Below are 14,186 nucleotides of genomic sequence, written 5' to 3' on the forward strand. Positions count from 1 at the left end.
GGCAATTCCTCCTTTCTTGCGTGTTCATGCGAACCTCCTCATGCAAGGGTGGTGTCGGTGATCGCGAGCCTCTCCTGGCCGACGGTGAAGTCGACCGAGGTCAGGCCCAGCATCGATCGCAACTGGTCGGCGGGAACGATCACGGGGCCGGGTTTGTCGGCCGTGCCGGGCTTCGGCTGCGGAAAGGCCGTCGAGCGCGCCGTGTGAAAGGTCATGTTGCCCTCCACCTTCTGCACGATCTGGTGGATGTGCCCGTTGAGCACGGTCACGGAACCGAAACGCCTCAGGAGCGCGAGCGCCTGTGCGGCATCGTCCGTTCCCCAACCCCATTCCGGATAGATCGACCAGAGCGGGATATGGGCAAAGACGACGATGGGCATCGAGGCCGAACGGCCGTCGAGATCCTTCTTGAGCCAGGCGAGTTGTTCGGCGCCGAGATTGCCAAGCCCGCCGGCCTTGAGGTCGACGACGTTCACAAGGCCGATGAAGTGGACCCCGCCGAGGTCGAATGAGTGCCAGCCGGCGCCGAGCGTGCCCTTGCCGTAGCGGTCGAGATAGGCCCTGCCCTGCCCCGGATCGATCACGTCGTGCTCGCCAGGGACGTAGAAAACATCCAGGCCGGTGCTGCCGATGATGCGTGCAGCGTCGTCGAACTCGCCATCCTTGGAAAGATGGGTGATGTCGCCGGTATGGATCATGAAGGCGGGCTTCACCGGAAGCGCCCTCACCTTGTCGATCGCCTCAGTCAGCGTGTCGACAGCGGTCACCTTGGCTTCCTTGTCGAAGCCGACATGGCTGTCCGAGATCTGCAGGAAGGTCATCGCGCCCTGCGCAGCTTCGGCGGCCTGTGCCGCGTCGAGCAGGCTGAGCGACTTGGGGACGCCGCCCGCAACGGTCCACAGCACACCGGTTCCCGCCCAGACCATGCATTCGAGCGCATGCCTGCGCGTCAGCACAAACCCGGTGCCGCTTTCTTTTTCTTGCTTGGGCATTGTCTTGCTCCTTTCGAACATGTGTCGATGGAGCAGAAGACAAAACCAGCCATGCGCTTATTCTGATCTCGCATTCACTTCGATGTGAGCGCCCTTCGAAGGCCCACCGTTCGAAACCGATTGCGCATTAACCGATTACCCGCCGTGCCCAGGCCTCGACCGTCTGTGCCACGGTGGCGATATGGTCCGCGGCGGAGAAGCCGGAGACCTTCCTGCGCGGCTTGAGGTCGTGGTCGCCGTCCTCGAGCCAGAGGATCTCGATCTGGCCGGAGAGATCGTACGACATGACTTCCTCTCGGGTTCCGAATGGGTCGCGCGTGCCCTGGCAGATCAGTGTCGGTGCCTTCAGCTCGGCAAGATGCGCGGTTCGCAACTGTTCCGGCTTCGCAGGCGGATGGAACGGATAGCCGAGACAGAGAAGCCCGACGATGCTGCCGCTGGCGTGCAGATCATCGGCGACCATGGACGCGACCCGGCCGCCCATCGACTTGCCGCCGATGATCAGCGGCCCGGATGCGCCAAGCTCCTTCACCGCCTCGCGATACTCGCCCTGGAGAAGTTCCGCCCTGGGAGGCGGTTTGCGGCCCCCCTGCCGCCGGGCGGCCATGTATGAAAACTCGAACCGAGCAACTCGAAAACCGATATTCGCCAGCGCCCGGGCGGCTGCCTCCATCGCAGGAGAATCCATCGGCGCGCCAGCACCGTGCGCGAGCAATATGGTAGCGAATGCGTCATCCGCGCCGTCGATGAGAAAATGCATGCGGCTCTCCATGCCTGCTCTACACCCGCCAGATGTGCTTAGCCTGTTGGCGCCGCGGTGTCGCGGTTTCCGAAAACCTGGATAGAATGAATGATGCCGCGACAATCGCATTCCGGTCCGGCATATGGTTCGTGCACGTTTATAATTGGAGACCATTCATGTCAGCCCTCTGGTTCAGCCTCCCCGTCGCGGTGCTTGTTGCCACGGCCGCGCCTGTCGCTGCCGTGGAATTGGACTTGCCTGGCGAGGCGCAACGGATAAACGCCAGCTATCTGTGCGACGGCGCCAAAGAGCTCGACATCGAGTTCATAAATGTGGGCACCAACAGCCTCGCCATCATGGATTGGGACGGCCAGAAGGTGCTCATGGCCAATGTTCTCTCAGGCTCCGGGGCGCGCTATGCAGGCGGCCAGTACGAATTCTGGGACAAGGGCGGCAACGCCACGCTGACCGACCTCAGGAGCGACAACACGGACGGGATTGCGTGCAAGCAGAAGTGACCTGTCTCGCGCCGCACCCGGTGAGTGGCCGAACTTGAACCGGGGGCCCGGCTGCTTCCGATGGAGGCTATGAGCTTTCGGGAATTGCTGGCAGAATGGCGCGGGCGCGTTCAATGTGCACCGTCGGGTTCAACTTGAACCGCCTCCGACCGCGTGGGAGATCGCGCCGGAACTGGCTTCAACGGGAGGACGAGCAATGGCCGTTGCCAAGAACACGATCTGCCTCTGGTATGACAAGGACGCCGAGGCTGCAGCACGCTTCTACGCCGAGACATTTCCCGACAGCTCGGTGAGCGCCGTCCACAGCGCTCCCAGCGACTACCCATCCGGCAAGGCGGGCGACGTGCTGACGGTCGAATTCACAGTTGCCGGGATCCCCTGTCTGGGTCTCAATGGCGGGCCCGCGTTCAAGCACAATGAGGCCTTCTCATTCCAGATCGCCACCGACGATCAGCAAGAGACCGACCGCTACTGGAACGCCATTGTCGACAATGGCGGCCAGGAAAGCGCCTGCGGTTGGTGCAAGGACAAATGGGGTATCTCCTGGCAAATCACGCCGCGCGTGCTGACAGAGGCGCTGGCTGCTGGCGGCGATGAAGCAAAACGCGCGTTTGTCGCGATGATGGACATGAAGAAAATCGACGTCGCCGCAATTGAGGCCGCCCGACGCGGCTGACAGTGACGCGGCCGCCGCCGGCCGATCAATCTAGCGAACCGAAGGCCACGATAGCGATGCTGGCCGTTACAGGCGCCTGAGCCCTGGGTAGTTGGCGGCATCGTTCGCGAGAACATGGATCGAGAACCAGCCTTCGCTATCTGTCCAGACCCTGATGGGCCGCCAACCGGCCCCGCGGGCGAGCGCCCAAAAGGCCTCCACGGTGTATTTATAGCTGTTCTCGGTGTGGATCGTCTCGCCTTCCGCGAAATCAAACGAATGACCGTCCACCGCCACGCGTTGGGCTGCGCGGCTTACGAGATGCATCTCGATGCGCGAATGCCCGCGGTCGAAAAACGCCCGATGCTCGAATGAGCCGAGATCGAAATCGCCGCCGAGCTCCCGGTTGATACGGGCAAGCAGGTTGAGGTTGAAGCGGGCGGTCACGCCGGCAGCGTCGTTATAGGCGGCGTGGAGGACGGCCTCGTTCTTTACGAGGTCAACCCCGACAACCATCACCGCGTCCGTGCCGAGGCTCAGGCCGGCATGATGAAGGAATCCGGCGGCGTCCGGCGGATCGAGATTGCCGATCGTGGAGCCTGGAAAGAAGCCGACCCGCGGCATCGTCCGAACGCTCGTCGGCAGGTCGAAAACTCTCGTGAAGTCGGCGGCGACCGGCAGCACATTCAGGGACGGAAATTCGAGCCGCAAGGCTTCGGCCTGTTCCTCCAGAAACTCGGCGGCGATATCGACGGGCACATAGGTTGAGAGCTCTCTTGCCGCACGCAGGACAATGCGCGTCTTGGCACTCGAACCATTGCCGAATTCAACCAGCGCCCTGCCTGCCGGCAACAGCTCGGCGATTGCCTCGGCGTTCTCGGCGAGGATGCCGCGCTCCACCCGGGTCGGGTAATACTCCGGCAGCTGCGTGATCTCCTCGAAAAGAAGCGAGCCGGCGGTGTCATAGAAATATTTGGAGGGGATGCGCTTCGGCCTTGCCCGGAGGCCCGCCACCACATCGGCCGCGAAATCAAAGGTCGGCCCGGCCTCCATTTCGGCAGGGTGGTCGTTTCGTGGGGGGAGCGCCATCATCGCGGCATTGTCAGGGATGATCGACAAGGCGCAGTCCGGTGAATTGCCAGCGCGCCTGCGGATGGAAGAAGTTGCGATAGCTATAGCGGGCGTGACCTTCCGGCGTGGCAAGCGAACTGCCACGCAGCACCATCTGGTTGACCATGAACTTGCCGTTATATTCACCGAGCGCCCCGGGCGCCGCACGATAGCCGGGATAGGGCAGATAGGCGCTGCGCGTCCACTGCCACACCTGGCCGAAGGCGTCGTCGAGCATGCCGCTCCGCGCCGCCACTTCCCATTCCGCTTCGCTCGGGAGATGCTTGCCGGCCCAGCGGGCAAACGCGTCCGCTTCATAAAAGCTGATGTGGCAGACCGGCAGGTCGGGATCGACGGGCTCGAGACCGGCGAACGTCAATCTGAACCAGGCGCCATCGACCTCGCGCCAGTAGCCGGGCGCTTTCCACCCTTCCGCCTGGACCGTCGCCCAGCCGTCAGAGAGCCAGAGCGTCGGCGTCTCGTAGCCGCCATCGGCCATGAAGTTCATCCACTCGCCATTCGTGACAAGCCGGCGGGCGATCCGCATCGGACCCACCAGGACCCGATGCGCAGGCCCTTCATTGTCGTAGGAAAAGCCGTCGCCGCCGTATCCGATCGTGTGGACGCCTTCCGCGAGATCGGCGAACGCGCCGGCCTTGCCCGCAGTCTCCGGCCAGCGCCAGCCGGAATCATACGCCGGCAGAACCGGATTTTGCGCGAAGGCATGCAGGATGTCGGTCAGCATCAGTTCCTGATGCTGCTGCTCATGATGAAGGCCGATCTCCAGAATCGGACTTATTGTTGCAAACAGCTCATCGTCGGCCGCGGTGATGAGGGTGCGGACAGCCGCATCGACATGCCGTCGGTAAGCGGTGACCGTCTCGACATCCGGGCGGGTGATCAGTCCCCGTCTCGGCCGCTCGTGACGCGGCCCGGCGCTGACGTAGTAGGAATTGAACAGGAAGGGGAAGCGCTCATCGAAAACGCGGTAGTTCGCCGCGTATGGCACCAGCAGAAACTGCTCGAAGAACCAGGTGACATGGGCGCGATGCCACTTGATCGGGCTTGCGTCGGGCATGGACTGAACGCCCTGGTCCTCGCCGGAAAGCGGCGCGGCGCGCCGCTCGGTCTCGGCCCGTACGGCCTCGTAGGCTGCCAGCCAGCCGCCGCGCGACGCCGACGCTGATAGCTGCAGGATAGCCGCCGATGTGCCGGGCGGGTCGGATTGCTTTGGCAGGCGAGACGTAGGTGCAGGCATCAGCGCCTCCGGGTCGAGTGAGCGCTTCGGTGATCAGCACATTTACAATGCCGCCGGTGCACGTGGCCGCCAGCGGACTTGCATCAGGGCAGCCGCCCAATCTGTCCGCAATGTGGCCGTTCTCCTCACGACAGCGTGAGGCGGCAGGTGATCTGCGCTGTTCAGCTTCGCGAGCTCACAGCGCAATCGCTCAACCTATGCAATTAGAACTTTCCCACCACATTGAGGAAGATCCCCCTGTCGTCCAGCGTCAGATCGCGCAGGTCGTCGGAGAAGACGCCGAAGTTGTAGCCGACGCCAACCTTGAAGTTGTTGCCGACGTGGCGATAGACCGCCGCCAGCGCGCCGTAGTCGGTTGTTGGCCTTTGGCCGCTATGAAGCCGCTAAGCGGAAATTATTTCCGATTTCGGCCCCCAATCAGAAGGCGGTCCTGTCACAAGCTAGCTTCGGGGGGGGTTAGGACGAGCAAAGCGTGATCGCTGAGCGCTGCTTCACGGATTTCGTGGCTGTCCCGTTCGACGTGCGCGGCATAAACGCGGCTTTAGCGACTGACGGGTGACTGTGCTGACCAGTTTCGGAGGAAGTCATTGTCACGACAACATGCCGCGCCCGTCATCCTGAAGGTAGGTTCCACGACGACGCTGAGCAAACTCAGCCTTGCTGCAACGCAAGATGGAGTCAGCGAGGCCCAGGTTCAGGAACTCGTGCACAAGCATCCAGGATCTTTGCCAATCGAAGAGATCGATCCCTCATTCAAAGGCCCGGTCGCAATCTGCCGGGAGTTGATGAAGCCGGCAGGCCCCATCGACAACCTTTTGGTCACCCCGTCGGGTCTCCCCGTCCTCGTCGAGTGCGAGCTATGGCGGAACCCTGAGGGCCCTCGTGAGGTCGTTGGACAGATCATTGAGTATGCCAAGGAACTGAGTCGCTGGACGTCTTCAGACCTCCAGCGCGAGGTTAGGCGATGACAACAATGATGTCGTTGAGAGCATCCATTTTGTTTGCAAAGGAGGTTGTGATCGGGGCCTAGCCGACATGCTTCACCGACGGGCCTGGTGACGGGCTGGGACGATATCTCAGATTATTGCAATCCGCTGATCTTTATGCGGCGCGTGACCGGCTACATAAACCAGATGCGCAATGACCCTGCATCGTACTCAAAAGCAGCCCATGATCGCCTCATTGAGTTCTATATCACTGTGAGCCAGCGAACGCTTCGACAGATCAATGACGAGGACCGTCAAGCTCTGAAAGAGGCGATGGAAATCGATGCGTTAGGCTTTTAGGTGCCCCTTAGGTGTCGCCATCCAATGACGGCTTGGGGAAATCGTAGAGGGCGCGCCAACGGTCGCAATGCGGTCGGGTGCCGAAAGGCAGCTATCCCTTGGATACGGCCAGAACCGGACAGTCGGCAGTTGATGCGGTGGACGGCTCTCCTCCCTCCCTGCGTATGATCGTGGGGCTAGAGCTGGAGGAGGAGAGCTAGAATGGACAACGTTACGACGATTGGTCTCGATATCGCGAAGTCAGTCTTTCAAGTCCACGGCGTCGATGCGGCGGGCGAGGTTGTCGTTCGCAGGAAGCTGACCCGCGGGCGCGTGCTGGGGTTCTTCGAGAACTTGCTGCGATGCCTGGTCGTGATCGAGGCCTGCAGCTCTTCGCACTATTGGGCGAGAGAGCTGACTGCACGTGGGCATGATGTGCGGCTGTTGCCGGCACAGTATGTGAAGCCTTATCTGAAGCGGCAGAAGAACGACGCCGCCGATGCCGAAGCCATCTGCGAGGCGGTGACCCGGCCGACCATGCGCTTCGTGCCGGTGAAGTCACCCGAACAGCAAAGTGTGATGATGCTTCACCGGGTCCGACTGATGCTCAACCGCCAGCGGACACAGATATCGAACGCGTTGCGGGCACACCTGTCCGAGTTCGGGGTCGTGGCGCCGATCGGGCGGAATGGGATCGAGCAACTGCTCGTGGTTATCAACGACGAGAGCGACACCAGGATCCCCGCTGATGCACGGTTATGCCTGCGCATGCTCGAGGCGCAGCTCAGGGTCGTGAAGGAACAGATCCTCGAAAACGATCGCCGGGTCCGAGCGAGTGCGCGAGAGACCGAGCTTGGCCGCAGGTTGATGGAGATCCCGGGCGTCGGCCCGCTGCTGGCGAGTGCCTTCGTGGCCACGGTCGCCGATGCGCATGCGTTCAAGTCGGGGCGCTGTCTATCGGCGTGGATCGGGCTTGTGCCGAAGCAGAACTCAAGCGGGGGCAAGGAGAAGCTCGGCAGCATCTCCAAAGCTGGCAATCGCTATCTGCGCCAGATGCTCGTGGTCGGGGCGATGGCGGTCATCCGCTATGCCGAGCGAAACGGGACCAGGCGGCCATGGCTGGTGCAACTGATGGCCCGCCGGACAACCAAGGTTGCCGCGGTTGCGCTCGCCAACAAGACTGCCCGGATGGTCTGGGCATTGATGACAAGCGGCGAGCGCTACAGGGAGCCGGTCATCGCATAGATAGGGCGAGCGATCGCCGACGAGGTTGGAAAGGGCGGACAGGAGCTGATTCACCAAGCCGGTTTGCCGGATCAGGAGAACCCACTGGAGCCGTGCACCTCGAGTGCGAGCTTACGATCGGGATCTGAGACGCGCGAATGGCATTATGGCCAGCGGCACATGAAAGGCCGCACCTACAGGTCGGATACATGGCCGCACCAACCAGCAACGGCAGTGCTCAAAGAACCCCTTGCCAACGGAGAGCCGTCCATACACGGCCCCGAACGCGAAATTCGAAGGTCGGGTTGGCGAGGACGGCTCAAGGCGGAAATCCATCACACCATGATGGGGCAATGTTAGCCCGATCTCAGGTCTGGTACTGCACGCCGCAGCTCGACCCGACCGCCGACTGTCTTGTTCGACCGCTTCATCTGTAAACGGCATTACATGGAGTAACGGGGGGAATACGGCATTGGGGTGCGAACGCGGTTTGCGCTCGAGCATCCTCATCGGGCTTCACTGGCAGCGCTTGGAGGTGGCTTTCCATCAGTCGGCGGAACCGTCATCCTGACCGTTGATGTCGCGATCGTTGATGTCGCGCTGCCGTAGACGCTGCTTGCCCTGGAAGCCCCAGCCATTGGCGTACCGCTCGACGGTCGCATCGAAAGCGGCATCGCTCGCCCTCCGATCGAAGCCCTGCGCGACCAGCCTGTCGACGATCTCGTCCTGAACGCGCTCCAGCTTTTCCCGGTGGCCTTCCTTGACCGCTTCTGTGATCGCCCAGTGCATCAAGGTCCTCGCTATGTTGTCACGCGAGGGCGCCTTCTGCCGCTTCAGCCGCGCCCGGTACTCCCGCTGGCGCAGCCGCTGCTTTTCAAGCCTGTCCATGACCGATCGCCTCCTTCATCAGGTTACACGACGACGGTGACGCCGACCGCTGCAAGGAACAAACGCGGTTTGCAGTGTAACGCTATCATCATGAGCTGAATCGCTCACTCCGACCCTTGAATCGCCTTCCCGCAGACATGAATCGGTTTACCGCAAATCATCCCGAATTGAGACGACGTGTCCGCACCCTGAACCAGAGTGCTGCAGCACCTTTTAAGTTCGACCAGCAAACCCCGTTCGCCGCCGTAACGCTGCGAGTGGATCTTGAATCGCAAACCCGCCATGGCTGAAACGGATTACCGCAAATCAGGATGACCTGATCTGATGTGCGGACAGGTCAAGCCAACTTGCCGAAGCCTCGTGCGCGCCTCGCCTGCCTGATTGCCATATCCCCGTGGGCTCCAAATTGCTCCCGAGGTCGCGGGAGCCGAGCCTGGTGGTTACGCCATGCCCGAGACGCCACAAGGCAGGACACCGCGCGGTCCATTGGAAGACTGACGTGGCTTGTTCCCGATCGGCTGCATTCGCTGTCAGCCTGTCTTGACCCGATGCGGCTTTCCGATCCGCTCCAGCACGCGCGCCAGCTCCGGTCCTTCCAGCGTGTCCCTGGCGATCAGGGTGCGGGCCAGTTCCTCGAGGGCTGCGCGATGGCTCCGGATCAGGTCGCAGGCGCCGGCGTAGGCCTTCTCCAGCCGCGCATTGACGCGCCGGGCGATCTCGGGCCTGCAGAGCAGGAGCGAGGCCTGCTCTTCGGCATTCCGATACAGCAGCGGCATGTCTGTCCCGAAGCCGAAGTCCACCTCCATCTGCAGGGCGAACGTCGTGGCATGGGCGAGATCGCTCTCGGGGCCGCCACCCGACCCGGCGATGCAGGCGCCGAGCAGCACCTCCTCGGCCGCGCGTCCGGCGAGATTGGCGATCAGGACCGACGACAGCCAGCTTTCCGTCTGCGCGACCGCTCAGGCTCCTCGCTCTGGACCATGCCGCCCTCCGGCCGGTCGATGGTGATGAGCGACACGGTGCCGAGTCGCAGGACCAGGCGAGCGACGGCGTGCCCTGCCTCATGCAGCCCATGCGCCAGCGTGAGGCGTCGGGCCTGACCGGCTTGGCGGCGGACAGCCGTACCTCGAGGTCGGACCAGGTCAGGCTGCGGCGCTCGCGCCGCGCAGTCTGCCGCGCCTCGCGCAGCAGCCGCTCGATGTCGGCGCCGCTCAAGCCCGTGCCTCGCCGCGCCAGAGCGCGCAGGACGGCATCGGCGGCCGCCTCGGCCGCACCATTCCCGGTCAGGCATGATCATGCGTCATTCCTCCTCGCGCCGGCGATGCCGGCGGGGCTCGAGCTGGCAAAGAAACATCACTCCTTTGGCTTCGAGAGCAGCCTGCGCTTTCGCCCTGGAGACTTCAGACACATTCCGAAGCGCTTTGATCTGGATGAGGTGGGCGGCGCTCTCATTCATCAACAATGCGGCTTGGACCCGCTGCGTCTGGAGCGCGTTGCCCCCCTCACCGCTGCTTCATCCGCAGGATCATTAGCTTCCCAGTTCCAGGGCGGCGCAGCGTTTGTGGCCTGCGAGCGGTCCGCCTACCAGGCTCATTCCGACGGATGGCCGGCGCGGTGAGCATCTTATCTGTGACGCGTATTCCTGGTCCGATTCCATCCTCGCCGGGGAGAAACTCTACCCCTGCGCTTCGAGAGCAACCTGAACCCGCTCCCTGGAATCTTCGGACACGCCTGCCGGGCTTCGGATCCGAACCAGGTGCTTTCCCCCGCCTCTCTGGCAAGGTCGACGTGCGTCATGTCGATTGCTGCGCGTGCTTTCCGCGGTAGCTGTTATGAACCTTCATACCGCCTTCTGTCCGCCTTGGGTTGCCGGTTCCAATTCGCCCGAGTCCTGCGGAGCGACCGTTCAAAATTATCCACGGTGAAAAAAAATGCGGAGGGGGGCGTCGCTCTCGCTTCGGGCGCCGTATGACTGCGCCAGCTCGAGGCGAATCGAAGGATTCGCCAAGAGCGCAATCCAGGCCCACGACGGAGACCTTCCCATGGTGACATTCGATCTGCACAGCCGCGACCAGGATAAGCCCTTCGAGTTTGAGCTTGGCCGGCTGTCGGCGCTGGTGGCGGACATGGAGGCAATCCAGCGGGGTGTTCCTCCGGAGTGCCAGACCAAGGAGACCGCACCGATCCTAGACCGCTGGGTCATTGCCCAAAGACCAATCGCATGCCTCGTTGGACTGTCCTCAGGTCACCCGATGCTGCCGGGCGACAACAGGGTGATTACGACGTCCGATCTGTGGCTCCTGTCCGACGACAGGACATGGGCACGAACGCTGTCACGGTGGTACCGACTGGGCCGTCCTGCCGGCCGTCCGGGCGATCACGCGTGAGGCCGAAATGACGGACGAGACCTCTCGCAGGGACAGCCTGCTTGCCGTGGAGACAGAGTTCAACGGCCTCGAGGATTCCGCCGGTATTCCCGTCGAGTCCGCTCGTCTCCGATGCTTGCTGTACCGGGCCGGGTTCGGTGAGCCGAGCCTGCCCATCGCGGTGGTGCGCCGCCACGAATGTGCCGGTCCCGCCATCATCCTCGACGAGATCGAGAAGGTCGGGACGGGACGGCATAATGGCAACGTCCACGATGTGCTGGTCGGCCTGTTCGAGCCTGAGACGTCACGCCGGTGTCAGGCCCCCTATGTCCAGACAAGCTGTGACCTCTCGCATCTCTCGTGGCTGATGACGGCGCATCGAACCTGTCCCCTCGATGCTGCGGGACAGGTGCCGAATCCTGCGCTTTCCCGAACCTAGCCCAGAACATCTGCCGGTTCTGGCCGTCCGCATTATTGAGCAGCTCTACGCCGAACGCGGCCATGACCCGCGGTGGGCGAGCCGCTGAAAGGATTTGAGTTTGACGCGGTCGCGTCCACCTGGGCTGGCGGCTCAATCCGGAAACTACAGCGCTGGTCGAGGTCCGCGAACGAGAGCGGCGCCCTCAGTGAGGCTCCGCCAGCAGCACCAAGAGCCGCGACGCCAATCCACCATCTTAGCAAAGGAAAACCTTGATGCCTTCGACTGCGCCTTACTTCTCCCATGCGACTCGGAACTCCGTGCGTGGCGTCCTCTTCAGCAAACTCGCGGGTGGCCCTGGGTCTGGCGGCGGCAATCCACCTGACGGTGGGGACGGAGATCCTGGCGATGGCGGCCACAAGCCGAGGCGCACCAGGCACCTGATCTTCCGAATGGCAATCCATGAGGCCAGCCACGCGGTGATCCGCTTATACCTGGGTCTGGGAACCATCACGAAGATCACCATCGACGCGCCAAACGGCGGATACATCGCTTGGCGGACGGACGAACTTCACGAACAGACCGAGGAGTTCTTCACCGCCGTGCTGGCTGCAACGTGGGCGGGGCGCGCCGGAGAGGAGGTGATCATGGACTCCGTCGCCGCAAGCGGCGGTGGCGACTCGCCCGACAGCGACCAGGAGGTCGCGACGAAGATCGCCTATGACATGGAGACCACGATGGGCTTCGGACAGACGCGACCGCTGCTCTATCGCGGCTCGCCTGATTGGCGGTCGCATCTCGTCAACGACCCGGAACTCTCGGCGCACGTGAACGCGCGTTTGGAGGCGGCCTACGATGCGGCCCGCAAGATGGTCGCCAAGCAGCGCGAAACGATCATGCAGTTGGCCGAGGCACTTCTTGTTCGCGGCACCCTGGAGGGAGCTGAACTGGAGAGCCAGCTGAAAGCAGCCAGAAAGCTTCTCGTCAAATGAGGCTCTGGATCCTTTCCGATCTCCACCTCGAATACGCGCCGCTGAAGAAGCCGCTCGTGCCGCCTCAGGCTGACGTCTGCGTTGTCGCGGGCGACCTCTGTATGGGTATCGACAAGGGTGTCCGCTGGCTCGCCGAGCACATCGCCCCCGCGATGCCCTGCGTCTACGTCGCCGGCAACCACGAGTTCTACAAACGGTCGATCAAGGAGGGGCTGGAGGCCGGCCGCGCCGCGGCAAAGAACTGCCCTGGCGTACACTTCCTAGAGAACGACGCCGTCACCATTGGTGGCGGGCGATTCCTTGGTGCGACCCTGTGGACCGACTACGGGATGGGGGGAAGCCCGGAATCGGCGATGGACCATGCCCGCAGGCGGATGAACGACTATCGGCAGATCGCTTGGCAGCGGAAACCTTGGGAGCGGTTCCTGCCTTTCCATGGGTACCGCTTGCACAAAGATTCAAAGGCGTTTCTTGAGACGGAGCTGAGTACCAATCCTGCACCTACCGTGGTGGTGACCCACCACCTGCCGCATCCGCGATCCCTTCCAGAGGCCTTCAACGGCGACCTGCTGAATGCCGCCTTTGCGTCGGACTTGTCCGACGTTATCGAGGCCGGGGCACCGGCGCTCTGGCTTCACGGTCATATGCATGACAGCTGCGATTACATGGTCCACCGAACGAGGGTCATCTCAAATCCGCGGGGATACGGCGACGAGAACAGTGCGTTCGATACCCAACTGGTCGTCCATTTCGGGCTGGGTGATGGGGAATGACCCAAAGAGGGTGCTCATGATCGACAAGACGGAAAAGCCGGCGGCCTCACCAAATGGGGAGCAGTCCAGAAAGGATTCCTTGAACCGCGAGCTTTGTCCCGGCGGCCAAGCTGAACGCTGATGATCCCCTGATATTGCAGGACTGGATGTAACCCGCCCCTCTCGCAATGGTGGTCGCGATGCCATTAGTCAACTGCGCGTGGGCTCGCGACCTAGCGGCATTCATGTCGACTTCGGTTTGGAAGCAAAGTGCTACACGCCGCCGACGGCGGTAGGTGTAAAGGACAAGTCGCGTCTGGACGATCGCCGACACACTGAAGAGAACCGTTGGCTAAAGAAGGAACTGGTTGCGTTTGTTAATCTCCGATTTGGAGTTGTCTCCTATTCCTACGCTCGGAGAGCCCCACTGCTCCAGCAACGACTAGTACACCTGCATAGGGATGAGGAGGCTGCCTATGGAGACGAGTGATGTGATGTCTCGCATCTATTATGATCCTGTTGATGAGCCACGGGTGGGCAGCCGTCATGATCACATCGTCAGAAGATCGACGTCGAAGGTGGCGCGCAAACTCCGTCGAAAGCTGTTTGCGGGCGTTCCTAGAGGGACAGAGTGGCGAGAACTACCTCTTCAGACGTGTCGATCCAAAGTCCGCCTACCTCTCTGTTTGGGAAATTCCCGAACCAGAGAGGAAAGACCAGCTCATTACAGGGGTGCCTGGTCGCCTGCTCGGTTGCTACGATTGCATTTCCTCTTTCCGACGAACCGTCCGGATTTCTCCCGAGTTGGCCGAACGATATGGCGTGCAGGAGGTTTACCTCCTTTCAGACGAGATCGCAGAACATTTCAGCTACCTTGATAGGACGGGGAAGATTCGTCCCCTCAGGCTCATCGTAGACGGATCCGCCGTCGAACCCGACGCCGATGAGGCCTTTCTCCGCGAAGAAGTCGAGCATGCTATTCCCTACACACTGGAGGCGGTATATC

Annotated in this window: 17 protein-coding genes; 10 read left to right on the forward strand and 7 right to left on the reverse strand. The window is 62.2% G+C overall.

All coding sequences use genetic code 11. From position 1 onward, the window contains the following. Positions 1 to 38: 38 nt before the first annotated feature. Positions 39 to 992 carry a metallophosphoesterase family protein gene (locus AC3A4H_RS13955; RefSeq protein ID WP_487767201.1) on the reverse strand — a complete coding sequence of 318 codons (954 nt, stop codon included), beginning with the start codon at positions 990 to 992 and terminating at the stop codon, positions 39 to 41. Between the two features lie 127 nt (positions 993 to 1,119). Further along, the gene (locus AC3A4H_RS13960) at positions 1,120 to 1,752 is read right to left on the reverse strand and encodes an alpha/beta hydrolase family protein (RefSeq protein ID WP_487767202.1); all 633 of its coding nucleotides are present in this window, start codon (positions 1,750 to 1,752) and stop codon (positions 1,120 to 1,122) included. A gap of 158 nt (positions 1,753 to 1,910) precedes the next feature. Here AC3A4H_RS13960 and AC3A4H_RS13965 point away from each other — a divergent pair, with 158 nt between their 5' ends. Both AC3A4H_RS13965 and AC3A4H_RS13970 read left to right on the forward strand, forming a co-directional pair. After that, complete coding sequence (locus AC3A4H_RS13965) at positions 1,911 to 2,252, forward strand: MliC family protein (protein WP_487767203.1); 342 nt, start codon at positions 1,911 to 1,913, stop codon at positions 2,250 to 2,252. A 196-nt stretch (positions 2,253 to 2,448) separates the two neighbouring features. After that, entirely contained in the window at positions 2,449 to 2,928 is a 480-nt protein-coding gene (locus AC3A4H_RS13970; protein WP_487767204.1) for a VOC family protein, read from the forward strand. A 66-nt stretch (positions 2,929 to 2,994) separates the two neighbouring features. On the opposite strand, the gene egtD is transcribed toward AC3A4H_RS13970, so the two are convergent. Further along, positions 2,995 to 3,996, reverse strand: coding sequence for an L-histidine N(alpha)-methyltransferase (gene egtD / locus AC3A4H_RS13975; RefSeq protein ID WP_487767315.1), 1,002 nt, complete (start codon positions 3,994 to 3,996; stop codon positions 2,995 to 2,997). Positions 3,997 to 4,009: 13 nt separating this feature from the next. Then, positions 4,010 to 5,275, reverse strand: a complete 1,266-nt coding sequence (egtB, locus tag AC3A4H_RS13980; protein WP_487767205.1) for an ergothioneine biosynthesis protein EgtB — start codon at positions 5,273 to 5,275, stop codon at positions 4,010 to 4,012. 587 nt (positions 5,276 to 5,862) lie between these two features. Between egtB and AC3A4H_RS13985 the strand changes: the two genes are divergently transcribed. The 3 genes from AC3A4H_RS13985 to AC3A4H_RS13995 all read left to right on the forward strand — a co-directional run bounded on the left by AC3A4H_RS13985 (position 5,863) and on the right by AC3A4H_RS13995 (position 7,785). Further along, the gene (locus tag AC3A4H_RS13985) at positions 5,863 to 6,243 is read left to right on the forward strand and encodes a hypothetical protein (protein WP_487767206.1); all 381 of its coding nucleotides are present in this window, start codon (positions 5,863 to 5,865) and stop codon (positions 6,241 to 6,243) included. An 87-nt stretch (positions 6,244 to 6,330) separates the two neighbouring features. Continuing rightward, on the forward strand, positions 6,331 to 6,561 hold the full coding sequence (locus AC3A4H_RS13990) for a hypothetical protein (RefSeq protein WP_487767207.1): 231 nt from the start codon (positions 6,331 to 6,333) through the stop codon (positions 6,559 to 6,561). A gap of 201 nt (positions 6,562 to 6,762) precedes the next feature. After that, positions 6,763 to 7,785 (forward strand): IS110 family RNA-guided transposase, encoded by a 1,023-nt coding sequence (locus AC3A4H_RS13995; RefSeq protein ID WP_487767208.1) that lies wholly within the window; start codon positions 6,763 to 6,765, stop codon positions 7,783 to 7,785. A 525-nt stretch (positions 7,786 to 8,310) separates the two neighbouring features. On the opposite strand, the gene AC3A4H_RS14000 is transcribed toward AC3A4H_RS13995, so the two are convergent. Together AC3A4H_RS14000 and AC3A4H_RS14005 are read right to left on the reverse strand one after the other, a co-directional pair. Next, positions 8,311 to 8,652 (reverse strand): hypothetical protein, encoded by a 342-nt coding sequence (locus tag AC3A4H_RS14000; protein ID WP_487767209.1) that lies wholly within the window; start codon positions 8,650 to 8,652, stop codon positions 8,311 to 8,313. Between the two features lie 530 nt (positions 8,653 to 9,182). Beyond that, positions 9,183 to 9,587 (reverse strand): hypothetical protein, encoded by a 405-nt coding sequence (locus AC3A4H_RS14005; protein ID WP_487767316.1) that lies wholly within the window; start codon positions 9,585 to 9,587, stop codon positions 9,183 to 9,185. A 263-nt stretch (positions 9,588 to 9,850) separates the two neighbouring features. On the opposite strand from AC3A4H_RS14005, the gene AC3A4H_RS14010 reads away from it, so the two are divergent. The 5 genes from AC3A4H_RS14010 to AC3A4H_RS14030 all read left to right on the forward strand — a co-directional run bounded on the left by AC3A4H_RS14010 (position 9,851) and on the right by AC3A4H_RS14030 (position 13,201). Continuing rightward, complete coding sequence (locus AC3A4H_RS14010; RefSeq protein ID WP_487767210.1) at positions 9,851 to 10,270, forward strand: hypothetical protein; 420 nt, start codon at positions 9,851 to 9,853, stop codon at positions 10,268 to 10,270. A gap of 424 nt (positions 10,271 to 10,694) precedes the next feature. Continuing rightward, a complete protein-coding gene (locus AC3A4H_RS14015) occupies positions 10,695 to 11,039 on the forward strand; it encodes a DUF6634 family protein (RefSeq protein WP_487767211.1) in 345 nt (114 codons plus the stop codon). A 7-nt stretch (positions 11,040 to 11,046) separates the two neighbouring features. Continuing rightward, on the forward strand, positions 11,047 to 11,457 hold the full coding sequence (locus AC3A4H_RS14020; RefSeq protein WP_487767212.1) for a P-loop NTPase family protein: 411 nt from the start codon (positions 11,047 to 11,049) through the stop codon (positions 11,455 to 11,457). 431 nt (positions 11,458 to 11,888) lie between these two features. Continuing rightward, positions 11,889 to 12,428, forward strand: a complete 540-nt coding sequence (locus tag AC3A4H_RS14025) for a M41 family metallopeptidase (RefSeq protein ID WP_487767213.1) — start codon at positions 11,889 to 11,891, stop codon at positions 12,426 to 12,428. Then, positions 12,425 to 13,201, forward strand: coding sequence for a metallophosphoesterase (locus AC3A4H_RS14030; protein WP_487767214.1), 777 nt, complete (start codon positions 12,425 to 12,427; stop codon positions 13,199 to 13,201). Before AC3A4H_RS14025 ends, AC3A4H_RS14030 begins: the two co-directional genes overlap by 4 nt. An 822-nt stretch (positions 13,202 to 14,023) precedes the next feature. Here the strand turns inward: AC3A4H_RS14030 and AC3A4H_RS14035 are convergent. Beyond that, positions 14,024 to 14,155, reverse strand: a complete 132-nt coding sequence (locus AC3A4H_RS14035; RefSeq protein WP_487767215.1) for a hypothetical protein — start codon at positions 14,153 to 14,155, stop codon at positions 14,024 to 14,026. Positions 14,156 to 14,186: the final 31 nt, after the last annotated feature.

The organism is Pseudaminobacter sp. Soil_N_29 (assembly GCF_057656055.1).

Bases quoted from the DNA above. Each gene is read 5' to 3' on its own strand.
- AC3A4H_RS13955 (WP_487767201.1), bottom strand. From the start codon at position 992: ATGCCCAAGCAAGAAAAAGAAAGCGGCACCGGGTTTGTGCTGACGCGC.
- AC3A4H_RS13960 (WP_487767202.1), bottom strand. From the start codon at position 1,752: ATGCATTTTCTCATCGACGGCGCGGATGACGCATTCGCTACCATATTG.
- AC3A4H_RS13965 (WP_487767203.1), top strand. From the start codon at position 1,911: ATGTCAGCCCTCTGGTTCAGCCTCCCCGTCGCGGTGCTTGTTGCCACG.
- AC3A4H_RS13970 (WP_487767204.1), top strand. From the start codon at position 2,449: ATGGCCGTTGCCAAGAACACGATCTGCCTCTGGTATGACAAGGACGCC.
- egtD (WP_487767315.1), bottom strand. From the start codon at position 3,996: ATGGCGCTCCCCCCACGAAACGACCACCCTGCCGAAATGGAGGCCGGG.
- egtB (WP_487767205.1), bottom strand. From the start codon at position 5,275: ATGCCTGCACCTACGTCTCGCCTGCCAAAGCAATCCGACCCGCCCGGC.
- AC3A4H_RS13995 (WP_487767208.1), top strand. From the start codon at position 6,763: ATGGACAACGTTACGACGATTGGTCTCGATATCGCGAAGTCAGTCTTT.
- AC3A4H_RS14000 (WP_487767209.1), bottom strand. From the start codon at position 8,652: ATGGACAGGCTTGAAAAGCAGCGGCTGCGCCAGCGGGAGTACCGGGCG.
- AC3A4H_RS14010 (WP_487767210.1), top strand. From the start codon at position 9,851: ATGTCGGCGCCGCTCAAGCCCGTGCCTCGCCGCGCCAGAGCGCGCAGG.
- AC3A4H_RS14015 (WP_487767211.1), top strand. From the start codon at position 10,695: ATGGTGACATTCGATCTGCACAGCCGCGACCAGGATAAGCCCTTCGAG.
- AC3A4H_RS14020 (WP_487767212.1), top strand. From the start codon at position 11,047: ATGACGGACGAGACCTCTCGCAGGGACAGCCTGCTTGCCGTGGAGACA.
- AC3A4H_RS14025 (WP_487767213.1), top strand. From the start codon at position 11,889: ATGGCAATCCATGAGGCCAGCCACGCGGTGATCCGCTTATACCTGGGT.
- AC3A4H_RS14030 (WP_487767214.1), top strand. From the start codon at position 12,425: ATGAGGCTCTGGATCCTTTCCGATCTCCACCTCGAATACGCGCCGCTG.
- AC3A4H_RS14035 (WP_487767215.1), bottom strand. From the start codon at position 14,155: ATGCTCGACTTCTTCGCGGAGAAAGGCCTCATCGGCGTCGGGTTCGAC.